Genomic DNA, 19,966 nt, shown 5'->3' with positions numbered 1-19,966 from the left:
CTGGCCCTGATCACGCGAGCGACGTTGATACCCATGACCACAAAGACTTCCTCCAGCAATGGACAGGACACCCACATTATCCCGGGCCCGGGCGACAGCGCCGACTACCAGACACTGACGCTCGACAGCGGTCTGCAGGTGCTGCTGGTCCATGATGCAAAAGCCGAACGTGCCGGTGCGGCCATGAACGTGGCCACCGGCAGTGCGTTCAACCCTGAACGCTTTCCCGGCCTGGCCCACTTTCTGGAACACATGCTGTTTCTGGGCACCGACCTCTACCCTGACCCGAATGACTATCAGCAGTTTCTGGGCGCCCATGGCGGCCATCACAACGCCTTTACCGCGCCGCGTGACACCAACTATTTCTTTGACATTGCACCGGAGGCTTTTGCTCCGGCCCTGACGCGCTTTAGTCGCTTTTTTATTGCCCCGACGCTCGATGAGGCCTACGTCGAGCGCGAGCGTCATGCCGTTAATGCCGAATATCAGGCACGCCTGCAGGACGACGGCCGACGCATCGAGGATGCCCTGAGTCAGGCACTCAACCCGGAACATCCCTATAACCATTTCAGCATCGGCAATCTCGACACACTCAGGGACCTTCCCGAACAAACCCTGCGCGATGCCCTCGTGGCCTTCCACGAAGCGCATTACGATGCCAATACCATGTCACTGGCCCTGGTCGGCCCGCAGTCTCTGGACGCCCTGTCGGCCCTGGCTCGGGAACACTTCAGCGAGGTGCCCGATCGGGGCCTGACCCGGCGCACCATCGATCAACCGCTGATACTCGATGAGCAGCTGCCCACGGCCATGGCCACGCAGTCGCTGGATCAGCAGCACCAGGTCCGCTTTCTCTTTCCCATCCCCGACCCCGAACAGGACTATCGGCTCAAGCCGGTCTCATTTTTGTCACACATGATTGGCCATGAAGCGCCCGGCAGCCTGCTGGCCTGCCTTCGACAGCGCGGATGGGCGGATGGGCTCTCTGCCGGCAGCGCCCGCGGGGACGGCCGTCGCGCCCTGTTAATGGTCAATATCGAACTCACCCCCCAGGGCAGCGAGCATCTGGAAGAGATCCAGGCCGCGCTCATGGCCTGGATTGATCTGATCCGGGAGCGGGGCATTGAGTCGTGGCGCTATGACGAGCAGGCCCGCGTGGTCGAGCAGCAGTTTCGCTTTCAGCAACGCCAGGCGCCTGCGCAGCTGGCCACAGCGCTCTCGGTGGCGATGGCGCGCTACCCCCTCCAGGACGTACGCCGGGCCGGCTTTTTGATGGAAGGCTTTGATGACCGGCGCATTCATGACTATCTCGACGTCCTGACGCCCGACAACCTGCTGCGCCTTTATACCGGCCCGGAAGTCACCGGCGAGCTGCGCTCTCCCTGGTTTGACACGCCATGGCGATATCAGCCCATTTGCCAGGGCCAGAGGGAGACCGCACTTGAAGGACTGGCATTGCCGGAGGCCAATGATTTCATCGCCCGGGATCTGGACATGATCAACGACGGGGCCACCGAGACCCGATGCATCCTCGACACCCCGGAACTGGATCTCTGGCTACATGCCACGGGCGCCTTTGGAGCACCGCGTGTGGAATGGCGCATCAGCCTGCAGAGCCCGCATGCCGGCCAGAGTGTTCACCAGATGGTCATGACCGAGCTGCTGGCACGCTGGCTGGAAGACAGCCTGTCCGATGCGCTATACCCTGCCCGACTCGCCGGTCAGGGAATGAGCGCCCATGCCCACGCGCGCGGCATGACGCTGTCCTTTTCAGGCTGGCGAGATCGTCAGGAGCTGGTGATGGTACAGGTGCTTGAACAGCTCATGCATGGCGAGATGAGTACCCATCATCTTCAGCGCGTAAGTCGCAGCCTCAAGCGGCGCTGGCAGGATGAACCCGGCTCGGCCCTGCACGAACAGCTCCATCGCGCGCTGCTTCAGTCGCTGATCACGCCGAGCTGGACCAGCGAGTCACGACTGGCAGCGCTTGAAAAAATCACCCTCGAGGCGCTGCACGAATTTCGCAGTCAGTGGCTTGGTGAACTGCACGTGCAGGCACTCGCCGTTGGCGATACCAGCGCCGACGACGCTCGACAGATGGGGGATACTCTAAAGGCGCGGCTATCGCCCCGGGTCACGCTGGACGCCATTCCCGAACTGAAAGTGCTGACCCCGCACGCCACGCCGCCATTGCTGCGTCCACAGAGTCGGCGCGGAGATTCGGGCATGCTGTATTACCTGCAGGGCGAGGGCCGCACACTGGAAGACCAGGCCCGCCTGGCCATTCTGGGTCAGATCATCAGCGCGCCCTTTTTCAATCAACTCAGAACCGAGCAGCAGCTGGGCTATGTCGTTGCAGCACGTTATCAGCCGCTGATCGAAGCGCCCGGGCTGGCACTGCTGGTGCAGTCTCCGGATCACGACACGGCGACCCTGCGGCTGCGTATCGATCAGTTTCTGGAAGGGTTTGACGAGACCGTCATGGGCATGGAGGACGCAGAGGTCGACGCCTATCAGCAGGCGGTGGCCGAGCGTCTTGTCGAGCGGGAACAGCGTCTGGGCCAGATCACCGCCCGTCTGTGGCAGGAGCTGGCGCACGGCTGGACCGGCTTTGACCGCCGCGAACAGCTGGCAGAGGCCGTCAAGCGGCAGCGAAGTGAGGAACTTCAAAGCGCCTGGCAGGCACTGCGATCACGTCCGGTACTGGTCGCAGGCTCCGATGACGGGATAGCGGCCAATATAGCGGATGCGCCCTGGCAGCCGTTTCTGGTCACCACCCCATAGCGTTTGAGCACTGCGCCATGGCGTGTCAAAAAAAGGGCGCTTCAAGAGAAGCGCCCTTTTCCTTTATCAGGACTCAACGTTCATGACAGCGCCTTTCACAAAAGCGCCACGAGCCTGGCTAACCAAAGGCCTGCGGCGGCATCATGGCCTCAACGTACATGACAAGCTCTTCGATGCACTGACGCTCACGATCACTCATGTGGGCAAGTTCCCCGTTGATCCGCTCGATCTCACGGGCAAAGCCGGTCAGCGTCATGGCGGCCACCTTCGGATCGTTCATGCGCTCCCAGCGATCGCTTTCCCAGCGCGTGCGCTCCTCTGACGTCAGCACTTCAGGATAGTTGCGCGCCTTGTAGCGAAAGAACATCTCTTCCAGGCGAGAATCCTGAAAGGCAGGACGCAGGGCTTCGAGCGTTTCAACCGGGGCCTGGCGAATGCGCCCCATCTCGCGCTTGTCACTGTTGGAGAAAAAACCACCCGAATACAGCATCAGATCAGGGTCGGCCGGCGGCTCCGGCGGCGCGCCGCTGAACGCCTGCGCCACGCGCGTGGCGATATCGGCACTGCCGGCCAGTTGCTGCCAGTGTCGCTCGGCGGCTTCCCGGTCGATGCCCAGACGTTCGGCCACGGCGTCATCCACGGCCTTGATGGGCATCAGCACCGGGCTGCGGTTGAGATGAATGACCTTGAGCGGGATGCGGGATGTTCCCTCTGCCAGCTCATCGGCACTGGCAAAGACGCGTTCGGCAATGGCCTCAGGGCTCAACTCGAACAGTGGCGTCGGGTCCATGGCCAGATCCACCACGATCACCCCGTTGGGATTGGTCGGATGCATGGCCAGCGGTGCAATCAGGGCACTGCAGCCCCGACTGGCAGGATAGCGCCGCGAAATATGCAGCATGGGCTTTCGGGTGTTGATATCGAGCAGCGAGGCGACCCGGCGCTTGTCGCGCAGTCCCAGCAGATAGTCAAAGAGCTTTTCGTTGCGCGCACGCAAAAGCTTCGCCAGTTCGATGGTCGCCCGAACGTCGGCAAGGGCATCGTGGGCATCGCCATGCTCGATACCATTGGCCACGCTGAGCTTCTCGAGCTTGAAGCTGGGACTACCGTCCTCGCGTGCGGGCCACTCGATCCCTTCCGGGCGCAGCGCGTAGAAGGCGCGCACGGCATCGATCAGATCCCAGCGCGAATTACCGTTTTGCCACTCGCGGGCATAGGGGTCGATGAAGTTGCGATAGAACAGATGCCGCGTAACCTCATCATCAAAACGCAGCGAGTTATACCCCAGCGTGCATGTGTCGCCCTGCTGCATCATTTCCAGGATACGCCCGGCAAACTCGGTTTCGGGCACGCCGCGACGCGAGGCCTGCTGCGGGGTAATCCCGGTCAGAAGACACGCCACCGGCTGAGGCAGATAGTCGTCACTCTGGCGGCAATAAATGACTTCGGGTTCGCCAATCTCATTGAACTGCGCATCGGTTCGGATGGCGGCAAACTGGGAAGGACGATCACGGCGCGGGTCGGCACCGAAAGTCTCGTAGTCGTGAAAGAGAAAGCTGACCGACAAGGCAGTGGCTCCAGACAGGGATCACGGGGCGGGCAAACAACCAATAGCGCCCCGTCAGTGACACACATCACCGAAGGGGCGCACAAGAACGGGGCGTTAACCGCGATTGGGCAGGGTCACGTTGAGCTCCAGTACCGAACAGTCATCCTCGCTGTCCAGACTGATGTTGATGGCATCCTGATCGACCTGAACATAGCGACGGATCACCTCAAGAAGCTCGCGCTCCAGCATCGGCATATAATCAGGCTGCCCTCGCTGACCGCGCTGATGGGCCACGATAATCTGCAGTCGCTCCTTGGCGACCGAGGCAGACTTCTTGCGCTCACGCTTTAGAAATTCCAGTAATTTCACCGACGCCCCCCGCCGAAGATCCGACTCAGAAAACTTTTCTTTTGTAGCTGATGGAAGCGTAGCGGCTTTTCATCCCCCAAAAGCCTGGCCACGGTATCACTATAGGCCTGACCGGCGTCGCTGTCCTGATCATGTGTCACCGGTACCCCGGAGTTGGACGCACGCAGCACCGCTTCGGACTCCGGAATCAGACCGATCAGCTTGATCGCCAGAATTTCCTGGATATCTTCAAGATTGAGCATATCACCGCTGTCCACCCGATTGGGATCGTAGCGGGTAATCAGCAACCGCTCGATCACCGGGTCCTGATTCTGCTCGGCGCGGCGGGTCTTGGAGGCCAAAAGCCCCAGGATTCGGTCGGAGTCACGTACCGAGGAGACTTCCGGATTGGTCACCACGATCGCCTCGTCGGCGAAATACATGGCCAGCTGAGCGCCGCGCTCGATACCGGCCGGCGAGTCGCAGACGATATAGTCAAAATCTTCCGACAGCTTTTCAAGTATCTGCTCGACGCCCTCAAGCGTCAGGGCATCCTTGTCACGCGTCTGCGAGGCCGGAAGAATGTAGAGATTGTCGGAGCGCTTGTCGCGGATCATGGCCTGATTGAGCCCCGCCTCGCCCTGAATGACATTGACCAGGTCGTAAACCACACGACGCTCGCAGCCCATGATCAGATCGAGATTTCGCAGGCCCACATCAAAATCGATGACGACGGTCTTGTTGCCTCTCAAGGCCAGACCGGTAGCGATGGCTGCCGCGCTGGTGGTCTTGCCGACCCCGCCCTTTCCTGATGTAACGACGATGATCCTGGCCAAAATGCGCTTCCTGTAACTGTTGCGTTGTAAGGGGGGCTTCGCGGTCAGACGAGTGCTTCTATGGATAACTGATCGTCTCTCAGTCTGACCTGAACCGTCGTATTGAGCAGTGACGGATCGATATCCTCAAGGCGCTTGTAGTTGCCGGCCACTGACAGGAGCTCGGCATGCAGCTCATGACAGAAGATGCCACATTCACGATCGCCATGGATGCCTGCCAGGGCGCGACCACGCAGCGGTCCATAAACGTGGACGCTGCCGGCCGCCAGCACTTCGGCACCGGCATTGACGGCACCCACGACAACCAGATCGCCCTCGGCAGCACTGATCTGCTGTCCCGAGCGCACCGTCCCACGAAAGATACGACCGCCACTGCCGGCTTCTTCCATCACGGGAGATTGCGCAGGCGGTGGCGTCACGGAAGCCAGCGTACGCGACTCGCGTGACTCCTGAGGTGGAAACCAGCCCAGCCCCAGCGCCCATGCCGACTGCTTGATACCTTCGCTGCCGCCCCTGACCGCCACCGGCAGCAGCTTGTGCGAACGACACACGGCGCAAAGACGCTCCAGCGCCAGTGAGGTATCATCAAGTTTTTCAACGCTCAATACCACTGGCGTATGCTGAAAAAAAGCCGGCGACTGGCTAAGCTTGCCTGCCAGTTGCGCACTGACACGTTCGGGGTCAGGGCTGTTAAGCTCCATGACCGTCAAGGGCAGCATGCCACCCTTGAACGTAAAGGCAGTGGCCGTCTGATCCACCTTGAGACTCATGCCCGGTTTCCTGTCGGATAATGAATGAACGCCCTGAGCGATGATAGTGTTTCCGCTCAACGATCATACGGTGTGTGTCGACGTCTGTCAGGTGTCGCCAGTTGCCGACGCCCCAAAAGGAACCTTGCCCGTGAAGGGAACCCTACGCCACACGTGTACAGGCCTGTTATCATCCTTTCTAACGTCTAAATACTCATATCGCCCGGTATCAAGCCACCGCCAGTTGCCTGGAAAGACATCGATCTCATGCCCGGATTTCTACAACGTCTGTTTGCGCCGCGCTGGCGTCACGCCGATCCCCGTATCCGTCAGGAAGCCATTGCCGGCCTGACCGTCGAGCGCGATCGCGAAAAACTCGAAACCCTGCTGCGTGACGACAATATTGAAGTCCGTCACGCCGCCCTCGCCCGTCTGGCAACGCCCGAGCGCTATCAGACGCTGCTGGCCACGCTTGAGCCGGGCGATCCGCTGTATCGCACACTGTTGGATACGCTCACCGGCAAGGAGCGCACGCTCCTGTCACTGGAGCAGCGCCTGCAGGTGGTGGAAACCCTCGACGACCCGACCCTGCTCACACACGTGGCTTCGCAGGCCGACAATCAGCAGCTGCGTCTGGCTGCTCTGGAGCGCATCAGCGATGAGCAGACCCTGATCGAACAGGCCTGCCAGAACTCGATTGCCGGGGTGCGACAGGCGGCTTCCAGACGCATCGACAGTGACGAGGGCCTTGAGCGTCTGGCGCGGGAAGCACGTCGTGACAAGCAGATCATGCGCAGTGCCCGCGACCGGCTCAATCAGCGCCGCGACCAGCGCCGTGAGCAGGATGCCCGCCAGCAGCGTCGTGACGATCTGATCCAGGCCATGACCCGGCTGTCAGATCAACCATGGGAACCCATGCTGCCGGCACGTTATCGCCACCTGGTGCGTGAATGGCGATCGCTGGCCGACGATGCCGACGAAGCACAGCGCCAGAAGTTTCATCAGGTCGAACAGCTCACCAGCACTCGCGTCATCGAACATGACAACGCCCAGCGAGAAGAGCGGGCACGCGAACAGGCCATGGACATGGCCCGACGCGACAGCCAGCGCATCATCGGTTCACTGGAACAGGCCCTCAAGGATCTTGAGCATCGCGCCACGCTCGACGCCCAGGATGTGGCCCAGCTACAGGCACACTTCAGGCTGCAGGCCGAACAATGGCGAGATCTCACCGATCGCATTGCACCAAGCCAGGAAGACCAGAAACGTTTTGAAGCGCTGCTTCAAAAGGCCAGCGAGCTGACGAGCGCCTGGCAACGCTTTGAGGAACATGAACAGGCACTGCGCAGCGCCATCGACAGCCGCGATTTCCAGACCATCAAACGGTTGAAGCGCACCATTGCCTGGCCGGACGGACTCCCCTGCCCGACGCTGCTCACGCACCTGCCCGAACCCGCAGCGCCGACCGACAGCGCCTCATCGTCACGCAGCACGCTCGACCCCGACCAGTTTCAGCAATCACTCGACCAGCTGGAAAGCCAGCTCGATCGCGGTGAACTCCAGGAAGCCACACGCCTGCTCGACAGCCTGATGCAGCGCCGCCAGCGCCTTCCGCTGGAAAAGCGTGACAGTTTGCAGACCCGGCTCAACCAGCTGGGTCAACGCACTCATGAGCTGCGCGACTGGCGCAACTTTGCCGCAGCCCCCAAGCGCGAACAGCTGATCGAGGGTATGGAAGGCCTTGCGGCAGCAGACATGGACGAGCCGGCCCGGGATCAACAGCACCGCCGCCTGGTGCGTGACTGGAAAGCACTGGGAGATGCCGCAGCCTCGCGTGAGCGCTCCACGCGCTTTCGTCAGGCTTCCGACCGGGTTCGTGAACAGCTGGCCGGCTTTTATCAGCGCCGCGATCAGCAGCGCGAAACCAACCTGGCCGAACGGGAAAGACTCTGCGAGCAGCTGGAAACGCTGATCAACCATACGGCGGCAACTTCTGACCCCGACAGCCTGCGCACCATTCGCGATCGCGCCAGAGAAGCCTGGCGCCAGTGGTCACCCGTACCGCGTGCCCGCGAGAATGAACTACGCCAGCGCTTTACAAGGTCGCTTCGGGCCCTGCAGACCCTGATCGATCAGCAGGCGCGCGCTGTCGCTCAGGCCAAGCAGGCGCTGGTCGATGAAATTCGCGAGCTGGAAGAGGCCGACATCGATGACGAGCGTCGTGCCGACAGGGCCAAGACGCTACAGACTCGCTGGCGTGAACTCGGCCGTGCGCCAAGAGGCGAAGAGCAGGCCCTGTGGCGCGCCTTCCGCCAGCACTGTGATGCCATTTTCGAGCGTCGCAATGCACAGCGCAATCAGCAGCGCCAGCAACGCGACAGCCGTCTCGATCAGATGCAGGCCCTGATCGATCGGATGGATCAGTGGTTCCCTGCCACCGCCGCCGATCAGATCATCCTTGATGAGGCCGAACGCGAAGCCGATGCCCTGATGCCCCTGCCCAATGGTCCCCGTACCGATGGCATGCTCAAGCGCTGGGAAGGCATTCTACGCGACCGCCGGGAGCGACTCGATCGCTTGGCCCTTGGCTCGCTGGCCGAACGCTGGCAGCAGTGGCAGCCGCTGCTCGAGGCACACGTGGCCGCAGACAGTCGTGCACTCAAAGGCGAGCCTGCCGACAATGTGGATACGCCCCTGCCCCTTTCTTCCCGGGCGCTGGAAGCGCACCGACTGCGCAATGAGCGTCGCGCAAGCGGTGAGCAGGCCAAGGCGCGGGAATGGCTTGAGCATCTTCGCGTGCATCTGTCCGTGCTGGTGGATGCGCCTCTGGGCAGCGAGGATTCCTCACGGCGACTGGATGTGCAGGTGGCGCGTCTCAACGATGCCATGGGCAACATGCCGGGGCCCATGGAGGAGATCGAGCAGCTGCAGTACCGGCTGCTGGCCAGCGGCCCGATCGATCACGATGACTGGCAGCGTGTTGCCCCCCGCATTGAGTCACTCATGGCAATGTTGCAGGGATTTGACACAAACGATTGACACCGCGACAAAAACGCGTAAGATGCACAGCACGTCGATGCGGGGTGGAGCAGCCTGGTAGCTCGTCGGGCTCATAACCCGAAGGTCGTCGGTTCAAATCCGGCCCCCGCTACCATCGACCAACAGTTTTCAAGCCGACTTTCGAGTCGGCTTTTTTACGTCTGAGGCTCAGGCATGCGGATGCCACTGATGACCCCGGGTCGTCGGTTCCCTGTTGATTCAACCCCGGCGGCCCCCGCTACCATCGAAAGACCGTTTCATCGAGCCGGCCTCCGATCGGTTTTTGATGCCTGCTCTTTGTACAACGCCAGATCTTGCACGTCATTCGTACTGCGACTGATACAGCGGCGACAGCGCCAGACGACCGATACCCGGTAGCTTGATAGCCATATCCAGTGGGTCGACGCCGAACACCAGACCCAGCAGATTGAACTCGAGCCCCTCCTCGCGCGCCAGCATGACCCCGAGCACACCATACAGGGAGACCTGATAGCCCGTCCCGCTGGGCGCTGGCCCAAAAAAGTGGCCCAGTAGGTGGGTATCATCAATCAGATAATCCTTGCCCAGCGCCAGCGAAGGCATTTCCACATTTAGCTCGGGCACCTGCTGTATCAGCCAGGCAATGAAGGTATTGCTGTTAGGGCCGGGAAAGGCACGATAACGCTGCGGCCAGGGGTAGTCGTTGACCGCCTGCTGGATATGGACAATGGCGCGCGCCGCCCTTTCACCGCGAAGGTCCGCCAGCAGGTGCGGGCGCTGCCCGAACCATTCTCGATCCGGAGCGCCGGAACCCGTGCGCACGGGGGGGCGCCGCCAGCCCTGCACCTCATAGGTGGTATAGGTGCGCCCGCTGCGCGGCTTGACGGCAATCCATGTGTGCATGGCAAAGGCGCCTCGCCAGTTAAAGGCGCGCGCGCCGTAGAGTTGAACCACGGCACCATCGAAGGCCTTGGGTCCGGGCGCCAGACCCGTGGAGGCACGCCCGGCACTGGCCCATCCGGTTCGAGTATCGATACCGCCCAGCAACCACACGATCATGGGTCCTGCCAGTAGCAGCATCACAAGCGCCATCACCCCTGTCAGCCATTTGACCAGAATCATGACGTTTCTCCTGTCGGTCGCACGGTATTGATCCCTGCCATGTCACTGTCCTGATGCATGTTTCACCCATCCCATTTGGCCGGGCGTCTTGAATTCGTCCCCTGCCAGCGCCATAAACAGCCCTATATTCGAACGTATCGTGAATCCCCTTTAACGAGAGTTTGCCATCATGCAGATCGTTGATCCCAAAACCGGTCAACCCATGGGCGGGCCGTCGCCACAGCCCGGCCAGAGCGCCGGCGGCAGTGCCGATGCCTCGCAGTTTATCGTTGATGTCGACATGTCCAATTTCCAGCAGGTGGTGCTGGAAGGCTCCATGCACATTCCGGTGGTCCTGCAGAGCTGGTCGCCGCAAAGTGAATCCTGCAGGACCCTGATGTCGGTGCTGGAAAAGCTGGCCCATGAGTATCAGGGCACGCTTGTTCTGGCGAGACTCAATATCGACGAGCAGCAGCAGATTGCCGCTCAGCTGGGCATTCGCGCCGTCCCTGACGTCAAGCTGATCATGCAGGGTCAGCTGTATGACCAGCTCCATGAAGCCCTGCCCGAGCGCCAGATGCGCGAATGGCTCGGCAAGCATATTGCTGCGCCCGAAGGCGGCAGCCAGAGCGTCGAGGAGCAGGCACAGGCAGCCCTTGAGGCCGGCGATACGGCCACGGCCCGCGCCCTGTTTGAACAGCTGATCAGCGAAAATCCCGACGACCACAGCTATCGTATCGACATGGCCGGCGTCATGACCCGTGAAGGCCATTTCGACGATGCGCTGAGCATCCTGGATGCCCTGCCGCCGGAGCATCGTGATGGCGTCAAGGGGCGCGGCGTCCGTGCCCGTATCGATTTCGCCCGCGAGGCCCTGTCACCGGAAGACATTGAGGCCATGGCCGAGCGCGATGACAGCGAAGCGCAGTTTCAACGCGCCCTGCGCGCCGTGGCCGATGGCGACTACGAGCGGGGGCTCGAGGGTCTGCTCGAGCTGATGAAGCGTGACCGTGCCTACGGCGAGGACGCCGCGCGCAAGACGCTGCTGCGCGTCTTTGACGCCCTCGGCGGCGATCACCCGCTGACGGTGGCCTACCGCCGTCGCATGTTCACGCTGCTGTACTGATCAGGGCTGTACTAATCAGAGCACCTTTCTAAAACGCCCGACGCCTCTCGGAGTCGGGCGTTTTGGCATCTACGGCTCGTTGCCAGCGCCCAGCAGCGCGTCCATCCACGTGAGGGCCTCTTCCAGCAGCGCATACTCGGTACCAAAATTGAGCCTTGCAAAGCCGGGCCAGCCAAAATCGGTGCCATTGTTGAGCGCCACCCGAGCCTGCTTGAGGATCTCCTTTTGAGGCGACTCGCCAAGGCCGGCCTCACGCAGGTCCAGCCAGGCCAGATAGGTCGCCTGCGGGGCACTCATGTGCACGCCCGGCCAGCGCGCCACGAACGACTCGATCAGCGCCACGTTATCCCGAAGCTGGGCCAGCAGCGCCTGACGCCACGGCTCACCGTGCGCGTAGGCGGCCTGGGCTGCCGTCTCGCCCATGATGTTTTCCGACGGCATCAGTCCCAGACAGCCGTGCTTGAAGCGGGCACGCAGGTCATCATCGCTGATGACTGCACAGGCGCTGGTCAGCCCGGCCACGTTAAAGGTCTTGGACGCCGCCCAGAGCGTAATGGTGCGCGAGGCCAGCCGCGGCTCGGCCATGGCCAGCGGGCGATGGGCACTGCCGTCCAGAATCAGATCGCAGTGCAGCTCGTCGGAGCAGACCAGCAGATCATGACGCTCAATGAAGTCCGCCAGTCGGGAGAGCTCCTCCTCATCAAAGACACGCCCGGTCGGATTATGCGGATGGCACCAGAGCAGCAGCCGGGTACGCGGCGTGACGGCAGCTTCCATGGCCTCGAAATCCAGTCGCCACAGGGGATCATCGGAGGTCGGCGCGCGCATCGGCGCCGTCTGGGCGGTACGCCCGGTGTTGTCGGCCACCTTCAAAAAGGGCGGATAGATGGGCGTGACGGTCAGCACACCATCGCCCGGCTCGGTCAGGGCCAGGCTTGCCACATGCAGCGCCGGCACCACGCCGGGCAGCCAGTGCTGCCAGTCGGGCTTGATCTCCCAGCCGTAACGCTCATGACTCCACTGACACAGCGTCTGCTTCAGCGTCCGGTCGGCGTGGGTGTAGCCAAAGACGGGATGTGCCAGGCGTTCAGCCAGCGCCGCCTGGATGGCCGGTGCCACGGCAAAATCCATGTCGGCCACCCACAGCGGCAGCACATCCTCGTCATACAGATGCCATTTGGTGGTAGGGTACACGCGCCGGTCCAGCGGTGTCGTAAAATCAAAGGCGGTACTGTCCTGCGACATGCGAACTCCCAGAAATACAGTTCGGTCAGGCACTGACCGAAACGTGATTGAATACATGATGTCGTGACGCCGGCGGCATCGTTATCCTTGATTGATCCCACGCTTTTGAACAGACCCATCATGACCGATAGCGACTTTTATACCAGCGCCATGGCCGGCCTGCCCTCCCTGATCGAGCGCTGGCTCGAGATTGGCGACACCACGCCCGAAAAACTGGGCATCATTCTGGCCGATACGGCCCGCATCGCCGGACTGGGCGACCCGACGCACGACCCGGACGGTGACACACTCAGACGCTGGGCTGCACCTGCTTCAAGGGCAGATCATCCACCCACCTGGGCCACCCGCAGCGCGCTTTTTTTGCTCTCCCAGATGCCGGCACACCCGATGCCGCAGACCCCGTCACAGTGTGATGGCTGGGCATGGGCATGGATACGCCTGCGCCGCTGGGAAAGCCTCGAGCAGGCGCGCGAGGCGCTACCCAACTGGCTTGCCCCGGCACTCGCGGCGCGTCTTTCAACCGCCTGGCATGATCATGGTGCCCAGCGCCTTCTCTGACGAATAGCGGCGACCATACGGCCTCAGTCAGCGCTGGCGCCTGATCGGCGACTTGGGTTTGAAGCCGGCCGGGCGGCTTGAAAGCCAGCGGGCGAACTCGGCAATCTCGGGCCGGGCCAGCAGCGCATCGCGCGTATGATAGTGCTCGGCCATCTCGCGCTCGCTGAGCACGCGATGAATGTGGTTATGACAGGGCCGACAGATCATCAGAATATCGCCCTTCATCTCTTCGCGGCTGAAACGCTTGCGAAACCGCTTGCGGCCGTGCAGCGCCCGCGGGATCAGATGATGACGCGTCAGCGCCACACCCTGACGCGCGCAGAGGGCACAGCAGCTCGAAGAGGTGTCCTCATTTTGTGACATGGCGTCTCCGTAAGGGTTAGCGGGGACATGATCGCGACCGGGCTTGCGGTCAGTATAAGATGGTGGCTTGCGCCTTGCCGCCGGCCAGGGGCATGTCTATGATGCAACCCCGTTTTCGCACGCGTTGCGTCTGCTCTTTTCCTTTCACGATCGTGCGCCCTGTGCCCACGTCGAACTGTCTATCCGACCATGATCATTCGTACCGACCACGCCCCCAGCAATGTCCAGCTCGACATCATTACGCAGCAGCTGGGCCGCACACCGCGCGGCCTTCAGGCCGTCAGCGCCGAAGACAGTCGCGGCACGCCGCTGGCCCTGCGCGTTGCGCCGCTGGTGGAAGGCAAGCCCTTTCCGACGCTTTACTGGCTCTGCAGTCGTGAGCTGACCGTGGCGCTGTCGCACCTTGAAGCCGATGGCGTGATCAAGCGTCTCGAAGCGCATCTCAAGGAAAATGAGGCGTTGCGCGAGGCCTATCGCCAGAGCCATGAAGCCTATGTGCAAAAGCGCTGGTCATGGATTGGCGAGCCTGAGCGCGCCGAGATCGAGCGGCTGGGCTTTACAAGGGCCCTGACCGAGCGTGGCGTGGGCGGCATTACCAACTGGCAGCAGGTCCGTTGCCTGCATACGCAGTATGCTCATCACATCAGTGACCACAACGCCATCGGCGCCTGGATTGATGAGCACTATCCGCAAGTGGCCGAAAGCGTCAACTGAGCGCCGGCCAGCAGCCTCCGTGTGATCCACCAGCAGCAGGAATCGTCATGAACAGCCATACCCGACCCTTCGAAGGCCTCAGCGTCTGCGTTTACATGGGCTCTCGCAGTGGTCATGCGCCGCACTGGCAGCAGCTGGCCGAAGCCGTGGGCACAGGCATCGCCCGGCGGGGCTGGCGTCTGGTGTACGGTGGCGGACGTACCGGCCTGATGGGCGCCTGTGCCAGCGCCGCTCTGGCGGCCGGAGGTGAGGTCGTCGGTGTCATTCCGAACCATCTTGTCGAGCGTGAGGTGGCCCATACGGGGTTGACCGAGCTGATCAGGGTGCCGGACATGCATACCCGCAAGGCGCAGATGGCCGCCCACAGCGACGCCTTTGTCACGCTGCCGGGGGGCATTGGCACCTTCGAGGAGTTTTTCGAGATCTGGACCTGGCGTTATCTGGGCCTGCATCGCAAGCCCATTGGCCTGCTCAATCACGAGCGCTTCTTTGATCCTTTGCTACAGTTTCTGGACAACACGGTCGAGGCAGGTTTTCTCAATGCCGAGACACGCGCCACGCTGATCAGCGCCAGTACGTCGGCTGATCTGCTGGATGCCCTGTTCGACTAAATCTCAATCTTTCGGGAGTAGCACCGCATGTACGCCATCGCCGTCAATGATTCACACCTTCAATGGTGTGAACACAAGGATCTGCCCTCCCCCGGCGGCAGCGAAATTCTGATCGATGTGGCCTGGGCGGGCATGAACCGCGCAGACGTGCTTCAACGCGATGGAGGCTACCCACCGCCAAAGGGTGCCTCCGAGATTCTGGGTCTGGAAGTCAGCGGTGTGGTCGCAAGCGTCGGCCCGGCCGTCGAGCGCTTTCGCGTGGGCGATCAGGTCTGCGCGCTGCTCTCGGGCGGTGGCTACGCCGAGCAGGTCGTTGTCAACGAAGCCCAGGCTTTGCGCATCCCCGAAGGCATGACGCTGCGGGATGCCGCTGCCCTGCCCGAGGTCTTTGCCACGGCCTGGCTCAATCTCTACATGGAAGCCGACCTGCGCGAAGGTGAGCGGGTCCTGCTGCATGCCGGGGCCAGCGGTGTGGGTACCGCCGCCATTCAGCTCTGCCACGCCTTCAACAACCCGTGCTTTGTGACCGTGGGCAGCCAGGACAAGATCGAGGCCTGCAAGGCGCTGGGGGCCGATGCCGGCTGGAACCGCCACGACGGCAGCTTTGTAGAGGCGGTGGAAAACTGGGGTGGCGTCGATGTGGTACTCGACCCGGTGGCCGGGGAGTACATCGAGTGGAATCAGCAGGTACTCAATCTCGATGGCCGAATCATCCTGATCGGCTTCATGGGCGGCAGGGAAACCCGAGTGGATCTGGGGCGCATGCTGATGAAGCGCCAGCGCCTGATCGGCTCGACTTTGCGCTCCCGCTCGCCGGCCGGCAAGGGCAGCGTCATGGACGCCTTACACGCCCATGTCTGGCCACTGCTGGAGAGCGGTCGCGTCAAGCCGCTGGTGGATCGCACCTTTTCCATTCAGGAAGCCGACGAGGCCATGCGTTATCTGGAAGAGAACACCAGCACCGGCAAGGTATTGATGGGCGTCTCCGGCGCCTGAGCCCGTTTTTGAACAGAAAGACTGTCTTCGGACATGAAAAAAGCCCGAATCCGGTGGATTCGGGCTTTTTCGTGATCCCGGCACAGCCTGTCGCAGAACTACTGCAGGACGGACGCCTGCTCAGATACCGACGTCATTTGCCTGCCGGGCATTGGCGCCTCACTGTCTGCCAGACACCAGTGGCGTGAGCGCTCCGGATCTACCGGCAACCCCAGCTCACCATGATCAAAGGCGCGGGACAGGCGCTGCGCCGCACCGACATGGCCGGCTTCGGCCGCGCGAGCATACCAGGTGACCGCTCGATCTTCACGACGGGCAATCTGGGTACAGCCATGTTCGTAGATGTGGCCTACCTGATACTGCGCCTCGGGATGGCCGGCTTCGGCCGCCTGGACCACACAGCGCACTCCCCGGGCCTTGTCACGCGCCGACTGGCCACGACGAAACAGCATCAAACCGTAGGTCGACAGCGCATCCACATGACCGGCATTGGCGCAGCGTCGAAACAGATGAAGGGTCAGACGCCGCTTGTGCGTAGAGCCTTCCAGCCATGGGGCCTGCATCAAACGCGATGCCAGACGATATTCAAACTGTGTGAATACTTGAGCAGACCGCAGCATAACAACCAACCTTGTGAGTTCCAGCGTTCGATTCATGCCCTGTCTGCACGTAGCGTGGCAGGGATCGAGCATTGATGCGAACAACCGTTGCCGTGAAGGTGACTCATCACCTGCAGAACAAGAACAAAAAAGAGGGGTGGCCTCAATATTATCGCGCTGTCAGATGTGGTTCACCCGGTGCAGCGAGGCCGGCAATATACGCCTGTGCAGGAGGTGACTCAAGCCTTGTGTTTGCCCGTGCATCAGCGCCCGTCTAACATGGGCGCTCATCCGCGTTTCAAGGCTCTGGAGACCCCATGGAAAGACGTCCTCTCGGTGACAGTGGCATTACGGTCAGCCGGCTTTGTCTTGGCACCATGACCTTTGGCGAACAAAACAGTGAGGCCCAGGCGCACGAACAGCTCGATCGCGCGCTGGCCGCCGGTATCGACTTCATTGATACGGCCGAAATGTACCCGGTGCCGCCCAATGGCGAGACACAGGGCCGTACCGAAGCCTATATCGGCAGCTGGCTGAAGGCGCGCGGCCGACGCGATGACATTGTGCTGGCCAGCAAGGTGGCCGGCGCCGGCCGCGGCATGGAGTACCTGCGCGGCGGGCCGAAACTCTCGCGTCAGCAGATCCATCAGGCGCTTGATGAGAGTCTCAAGCGTCTGAATACCGACTATCTCGACCTCTATCAGCTGCACTGGCCGGACCGCCCCGCCAACTACTTCGGCAAGCTGGACTACCAGCACGAGGAGGCCCCGGACGCCACGCCGCTGGAAGAGACCCTGTCGGCACTCAAGGAAGCCTTGGATGCCGGCAAGATCCGCACCATCGGCCTTTCCAACGAAACCCCCTGGGGCACGATGACCTGCCTGCGCCTGGCCGACACCCTGAACCTGCCGCGCGTGGTGTCGGTCCAGAACCCCTACAACCTGCTCAACCGCAGCTATGAGATCGGTATGGCCGAGATCAGTCACCGCGAAAACGTGGGGCTGCTGGCCTATTCACCGCTCGCCTTTGGGGTGCTGACCGGCAAATACCTGGGCGGCATCAAGCCCGAAGGCGCCCGACTGACCCTGTTCGAGCGCTTTCAGCGCTATAACTCAACGCTGGCGGAAGAAGCGACCTGGGCCTATGTCGATATTGCCCGTCGCTTTGATCTCAACCCGGCCCAGATGGCGCTGGCATGGGTGAATACCCGGCCCTTCCTGACCAGCAACATCATCGGGGCTACCACGCTTGAGCAGCTTGATCACAACATCGCAAGCGAAGGCATGACGCTTTCTGATGAAGTCATTGAAGCCATCGAGGGCGTTCACAAACGTTTGCCCAACCCCTGCCCCTGAGCCCTCCCCCGGCGACCCGGGAACGGGGCGTGCCCCCTCTGGCCTGGCACTGACTTAAGGCAGTCTGATGCCGGCGCCAGAGGGGTTATAATCGTGACAACATGAGCGGAGAATCTGCATGCTGAGCGTGCTGTCCCCAGCCAAGACGCTGGATTTTGAAACGCCTTCCCACGTGACGATGGCCACGCAGCCGGCTTATCTGAACCAGAGCCGTCAGCTGATCGACATTCTGCGCGGCTACTCGCCGCAGGATCTGTCCCGGCTGATGGGCATCAGCGACAAGCTGGCCGGCCTCAATGCAGCCCGCTTCGAGCAGTGGCAGACGCCCTTTGATACGGACAATGCCAAACAGGCGATCCTGGCCTTTCAGGGCGATGTCTATACCGGCCTTGAAGCGGCAGGCTGGCGTGAGGATGACCTTGAATGGGCGCAGTCGCATCTGAGAATCCTGTCCGGGCTCTACGGCATGCTAAGGCCGCTGGATCTGATGCAGCCCTATCGCCTGGAGATGGGCACAAGGCTTGAAAACCCGGCCGGGCGTGATCTCTACGCTTTCTGGCGCGACCGGCTGACCCGGGATCTGGACCAGGCGGTGAATGAGAGCAGCGGTGACCGGGTGCTGATCAATCTGGCCTCCAACGAATATTTTGGTGCCATCGATCGCAAGCGCTTAAGCAGCGAGGTCATTACCCCGGTCTTCAAGGACGCCAAAAACGGGCAATACAAGGTCATCAGCTTTTATGCCAAAAAGGCGCGCGGCATGATGAGCGCCTGGATGGTGCAGCAAAGACTCGAAAAGCCTGAAGACCTGAAAGCTTTTGACATGGGCGGCTACCGCTTCAACGCCGACCTGTCGGATCAGCGCAGCTGGGTATTTACCCGCGAGGCGCAGCAAGCGCAATGATGGTCAACTGACCACCACTCAATGATGCATTTATCGGGAGGATCTCTCATGCGTCATCTATTGATTACCCTGCTCATCGGTCTGATGAGCTTTGGTCTGGCCGTCGAGCACGCCGACGCCAAGCGTTTTGGAGGCGGCAAGAGCTTTGGCAGCTATTCTCGCTCCTCCAGTCCCAGCAGCAGCCAGGCCACGACACCGCCCCGTCAGGCCCAGCAGGGCACACGCGCGGCCGGTGGCGGCATGTCACGCTTCATGGGCCCGCTGGCAGGTATCATGGCCGGTGGTCTGCTGGCCTCGCTGTTCTTCGGCGGCGCCTTCGACGGTATCCGCTTCATGGATATCCTGCTGATCGCGCTGTTGGGCTTTATTGCCTGGAAGGTGCTGGCGGCACGCCGTCGAGCGACCAACACCGGCGCTCATGAGGCGCATCAGCAGCCCCAGCAGCGTCAGGCGCATGACATCGGTGGCACCTCAAGCGGCTCTTCAGGCAGTGCGGCCGGTGCCATGGGCGGTGCGGCCATGGCCAGCGAGCCTGCCTGGTTCAATCGTGAGCAGTTCCTGTCTGGTGCCAAGGAGCACTTCATGAATCTGCAGCGCGCCTGGGACAACAACGACTTCGAAAAGATTCAGGAGTTCGTCACGCCCGAGCTGTACAACCTGCTGCGCAAGGAGCGTGCCGAGCAGAGCGCCAACAATCAGACCGAAATCGTGCGTCTGTTTGCCGAGCTGGGCGATGTGCGAGAGCACGGCCAGCAGGCCGAGGCCACGGTGCTGTTCCACGGCATCATGAAAGAGGATGGCCAGGAGAACGAATTCAACGAAACTTGGCATCTGATCCGCGAAATGCGCGACCAGGCGCCTTGGTACATTCAGGGCATCGAGCAGAACAACGTCTGATCTCCCTTGCCGCCGTTCCGTTCGGGACGGCGGTTTTCCTCTTCTCGCCACCGGACCACTCCCCCCATCCCGGATGACGGTCCGAACCTCTCAGAGCGCAAGCCCCTGATGGTCGTCATGGGCAGTGACGTCTTGCCCATTGATCTGCGCCGATACATCGACCATTCGATACTGTGCGCCGCTGCCTGATCCGCGTAACGTGATGTTTTGACA

At 61.7% G+C, this 19,966-nt stretch carries 18 protein-coding genes and 1 tRNA gene; 11 read left to right on the top strand and 8 right to left on the bottom strand.

Annotation, left to right across the window (positions count from 1 at the left end):
* The first annotated feature begins 33 nt into the window (after window positions 1–33).
* Window positions 34–2,784 carry an insulinase family protein gene (locus Q0931_RS00645; protein ID WP_299256220.1) on the top strand — a complete coding sequence of 917 codons (2,751 nt, stop codon included), beginning with the start codon at window positions 34–36 and terminating at the stop codon, window positions 2,782–2,784.
* Window positions 2,785–2,902: 118 nt separating this feature from the next.
* Here the strand turns inward: Q0931_RS00645 and sbcB are convergent, their stop codons facing one another.
* From sbcB to minC, 4 genes are all read right to left on the bottom strand, one after another.
* Window positions 2,903–4,351, bottom strand: coding sequence for an exodeoxyribonuclease I (gene sbcB, locus Q0931_RS00640; RefSeq protein ID WP_299256218.1), 1,449 nt, complete (start codon window positions 4,349–4,351; stop codon window positions 2,903–2,905).
* Window positions 4,352–4,447: 96 nt separating this feature from the next.
* A complete protein-coding gene (gene minE / locus Q0931_RS00635) occupies window positions 4,448–4,702 on the bottom strand; it encodes a cell division topological specificity factor MinE (RefSeq protein WP_108842928.1) in 255 nt (84 codons plus the stop codon).
* Window positions 4,699–5,517: a septum site-determining protein MinD gene (minD, locus tag Q0931_RS00630; protein ID WP_299256215.1), complete on the bottom strand. Its 819-nt coding sequence runs from the start codon at window positions 5,515–5,517 to the stop codon at window positions 4,699–4,701. The genes minE and minD overlap by 4 nt, the downstream gene beginning before the upstream one ends.
* A gap of 44 nt (window positions 5,518–5,561) precedes the next feature.
* Complete coding sequence (minC, locus tag Q0931_RS00625) at window positions 5,562–6,287, bottom strand: septum site-determining protein MinC (protein WP_299256213.1); 726 nt, start codon at window positions 6,285–6,287, stop codon at window positions 5,562–5,564.
* 246 nt (window positions 6,288–6,533) lie between these two features.
* On the opposite strand from minC, the gene Q0931_RS00620 reads away from it, so the two are divergent.
* Together Q0931_RS00620 and Q0931_RS00615 are read left to right on the top strand one after the other, a co-directional pair.
* Window positions 6,534–9,305, top strand: coding sequence for a DUF349 domain-containing protein (locus tag Q0931_RS00620; RefSeq protein WP_299256211.1), 2,772 nt, complete (start codon window positions 6,534–6,536; stop codon window positions 9,303–9,305).
* Window positions 9,306–9,343: 38 nt separating this feature from the next.
* Window positions 9,344–9,420: transfer RNA gene (locus tag Q0931_RS00615), tRNA-Met, on the top strand.
* Between the two features lie 206 nt (window positions 9,421–9,626).
* On the opposite strand, the gene Q0931_RS00610 is transcribed toward Q0931_RS00615, so the two are convergent.
* A complete protein-coding gene (locus Q0931_RS00610) occupies window positions 9,627–10,406 on the bottom strand; it encodes a DUF3750 domain-containing protein (protein WP_299256209.1) in 780 nt (259 codons plus the stop codon).
* 169 nt (window positions 10,407–10,575) lie between these two features.
* Between Q0931_RS00610 and Q0931_RS00605 the strand changes: the two genes are divergently transcribed.
* Window positions 10,576–11,511, top strand: a complete 936-nt coding sequence (locus tag Q0931_RS00605; RefSeq protein ID WP_299256208.1) for a tetratricopeptide repeat protein — start codon at window positions 10,576–10,578, stop codon at window positions 11,509–11,511.
* Window positions 11,512–11,580: 69 nt separating this feature from the next.
* Here Q0931_RS00605 and Q0931_RS00600 read toward each other — a convergent pair whose 3' ends face one another.
* A complete protein-coding gene (locus Q0931_RS00600) occupies window positions 11,581–12,756 on the bottom strand; it encodes a MalY/PatB family protein (protein WP_299256206.1) in 1,176 nt (391 codons plus the stop codon).
* 120 nt (window positions 12,757–12,876) lie between these two features.
* Between Q0931_RS00600 and Q0931_RS00595 the strand changes: the two genes are divergently transcribed.
* Complete coding sequence (locus Q0931_RS00595; RefSeq protein ID WP_299256204.1) at window positions 12,877–13,314, top strand: hypothetical protein; 438 nt, start codon at window positions 12,877–12,879, stop codon at window positions 13,312–13,314.
* Window positions 13,315–13,341: 27 nt separating this feature from the next.
* On the opposite strand, the gene Q0931_RS00590 is transcribed toward Q0931_RS00595, so the two are convergent.
* A complete protein-coding gene (locus tag Q0931_RS00590) occupies window positions 13,342–13,677 on the bottom strand; it encodes a hypothetical protein (protein ID WP_299256202.1) in 336 nt (111 codons plus the stop codon).
* 189 nt (window positions 13,678–13,866) lie between these two features.
* On the opposite strand from Q0931_RS00590, the gene Q0931_RS00585 reads away from it, so the two are divergent.
* Genes Q0931_RS00585 through Q0931_RS00575 form a run of 3 tightly spaced genes read left to right on the top strand, consistent with a single transcriptional unit; the run spans window position 13,867 to window position 15,998 of the window.
* On the top strand, window positions 13,867–14,391 hold the full coding sequence (locus Q0931_RS00585; RefSeq protein WP_299256200.1) for a DUF501 domain-containing protein: 525 nt from the start codon (window positions 13,867–13,869) through the stop codon (window positions 14,389–14,391).
* Window positions 14,392–14,438: 47 nt separating this feature from the next.
* Window positions 14,439–15,002 (top strand): TIGR00730 family Rossman fold protein, encoded by a 564-nt coding sequence (locus Q0931_RS00580; protein WP_299256198.1) that lies wholly within the window; start codon window positions 14,439–14,441, stop codon window positions 15,000–15,002.
* A 27-nt stretch (window positions 15,003–15,029) separates the two neighbouring features.
* The gene (locus Q0931_RS00575; protein ID WP_299256196.1) at window positions 15,030–15,998 is read left to right on the top strand and encodes an NAD(P)H-quinone oxidoreductase; all 969 of its coding nucleotides are present in this window, start codon (window positions 15,030–15,032) and stop codon (window positions 15,996–15,998) included.
* A gap of 98 nt (window positions 15,999–16,096) precedes the next feature.
* Here the strand turns inward: Q0931_RS00575 and Q0931_RS00570 are convergent, their stop codons facing one another.
* Complete coding sequence (locus Q0931_RS00570) at window positions 16,097–16,561, bottom strand: tetratricopeptide repeat protein (RefSeq protein WP_366941553.1); 465 nt, start codon at window positions 16,559–16,561, stop codon at window positions 16,097–16,099.
* Between the two features lie 353 nt (window positions 16,562–16,914).
* On the opposite strand from Q0931_RS00570, the gene Q0931_RS00565 reads away from it, so the two are divergent.
* The 3 genes from Q0931_RS00565 to Q0931_RS00555 all read left to right on the top strand — a co-directional run bounded on the left by Q0931_RS00565 (window position 16,915) and on the right by Q0931_RS00555 (window position 19,753).
* Window positions 16,915–17,952, top strand: a complete 1,038-nt coding sequence (locus Q0931_RS00565; RefSeq protein ID WP_299256192.1) for an NADP(H)-dependent aldo-keto reductase — start codon at window positions 16,915–16,917, stop codon at window positions 17,950–17,952.
* Between the two features lie 118 nt (window positions 17,953–18,070).
* Window positions 18,071–18,856, top strand: a complete 786-nt coding sequence (gene yaaA / locus Q0931_RS00560) for a peroxide stress protein YaaA (protein ID WP_299256190.1) — start codon at window positions 18,071–18,073, stop codon at window positions 18,854–18,856.
* 48 nt (window positions 18,857–18,904) lie between these two features.
* Window positions 18,905–19,753 (top strand): TIM44-like domain-containing protein, encoded by an 849-nt coding sequence (locus Q0931_RS00555; RefSeq protein ID WP_299256188.1) that lies wholly within the window; start codon window positions 18,905–18,907, stop codon window positions 19,751–19,753.
* Window positions 19,754–19,966 lie beyond the last annotated feature (213 nt).

This window comes from uncultured Kushneria sp. (assembly GCF_947497025.1).
Taxonomy (GTDB): domain Bacteria; phylum Pseudomonadota; class Gammaproteobacteria; order Pseudomonadales; family Halomonadaceae; genus Kushneria.
This window is presented reverse-complemented; position numbering and strand designations above follow the sequence as displayed.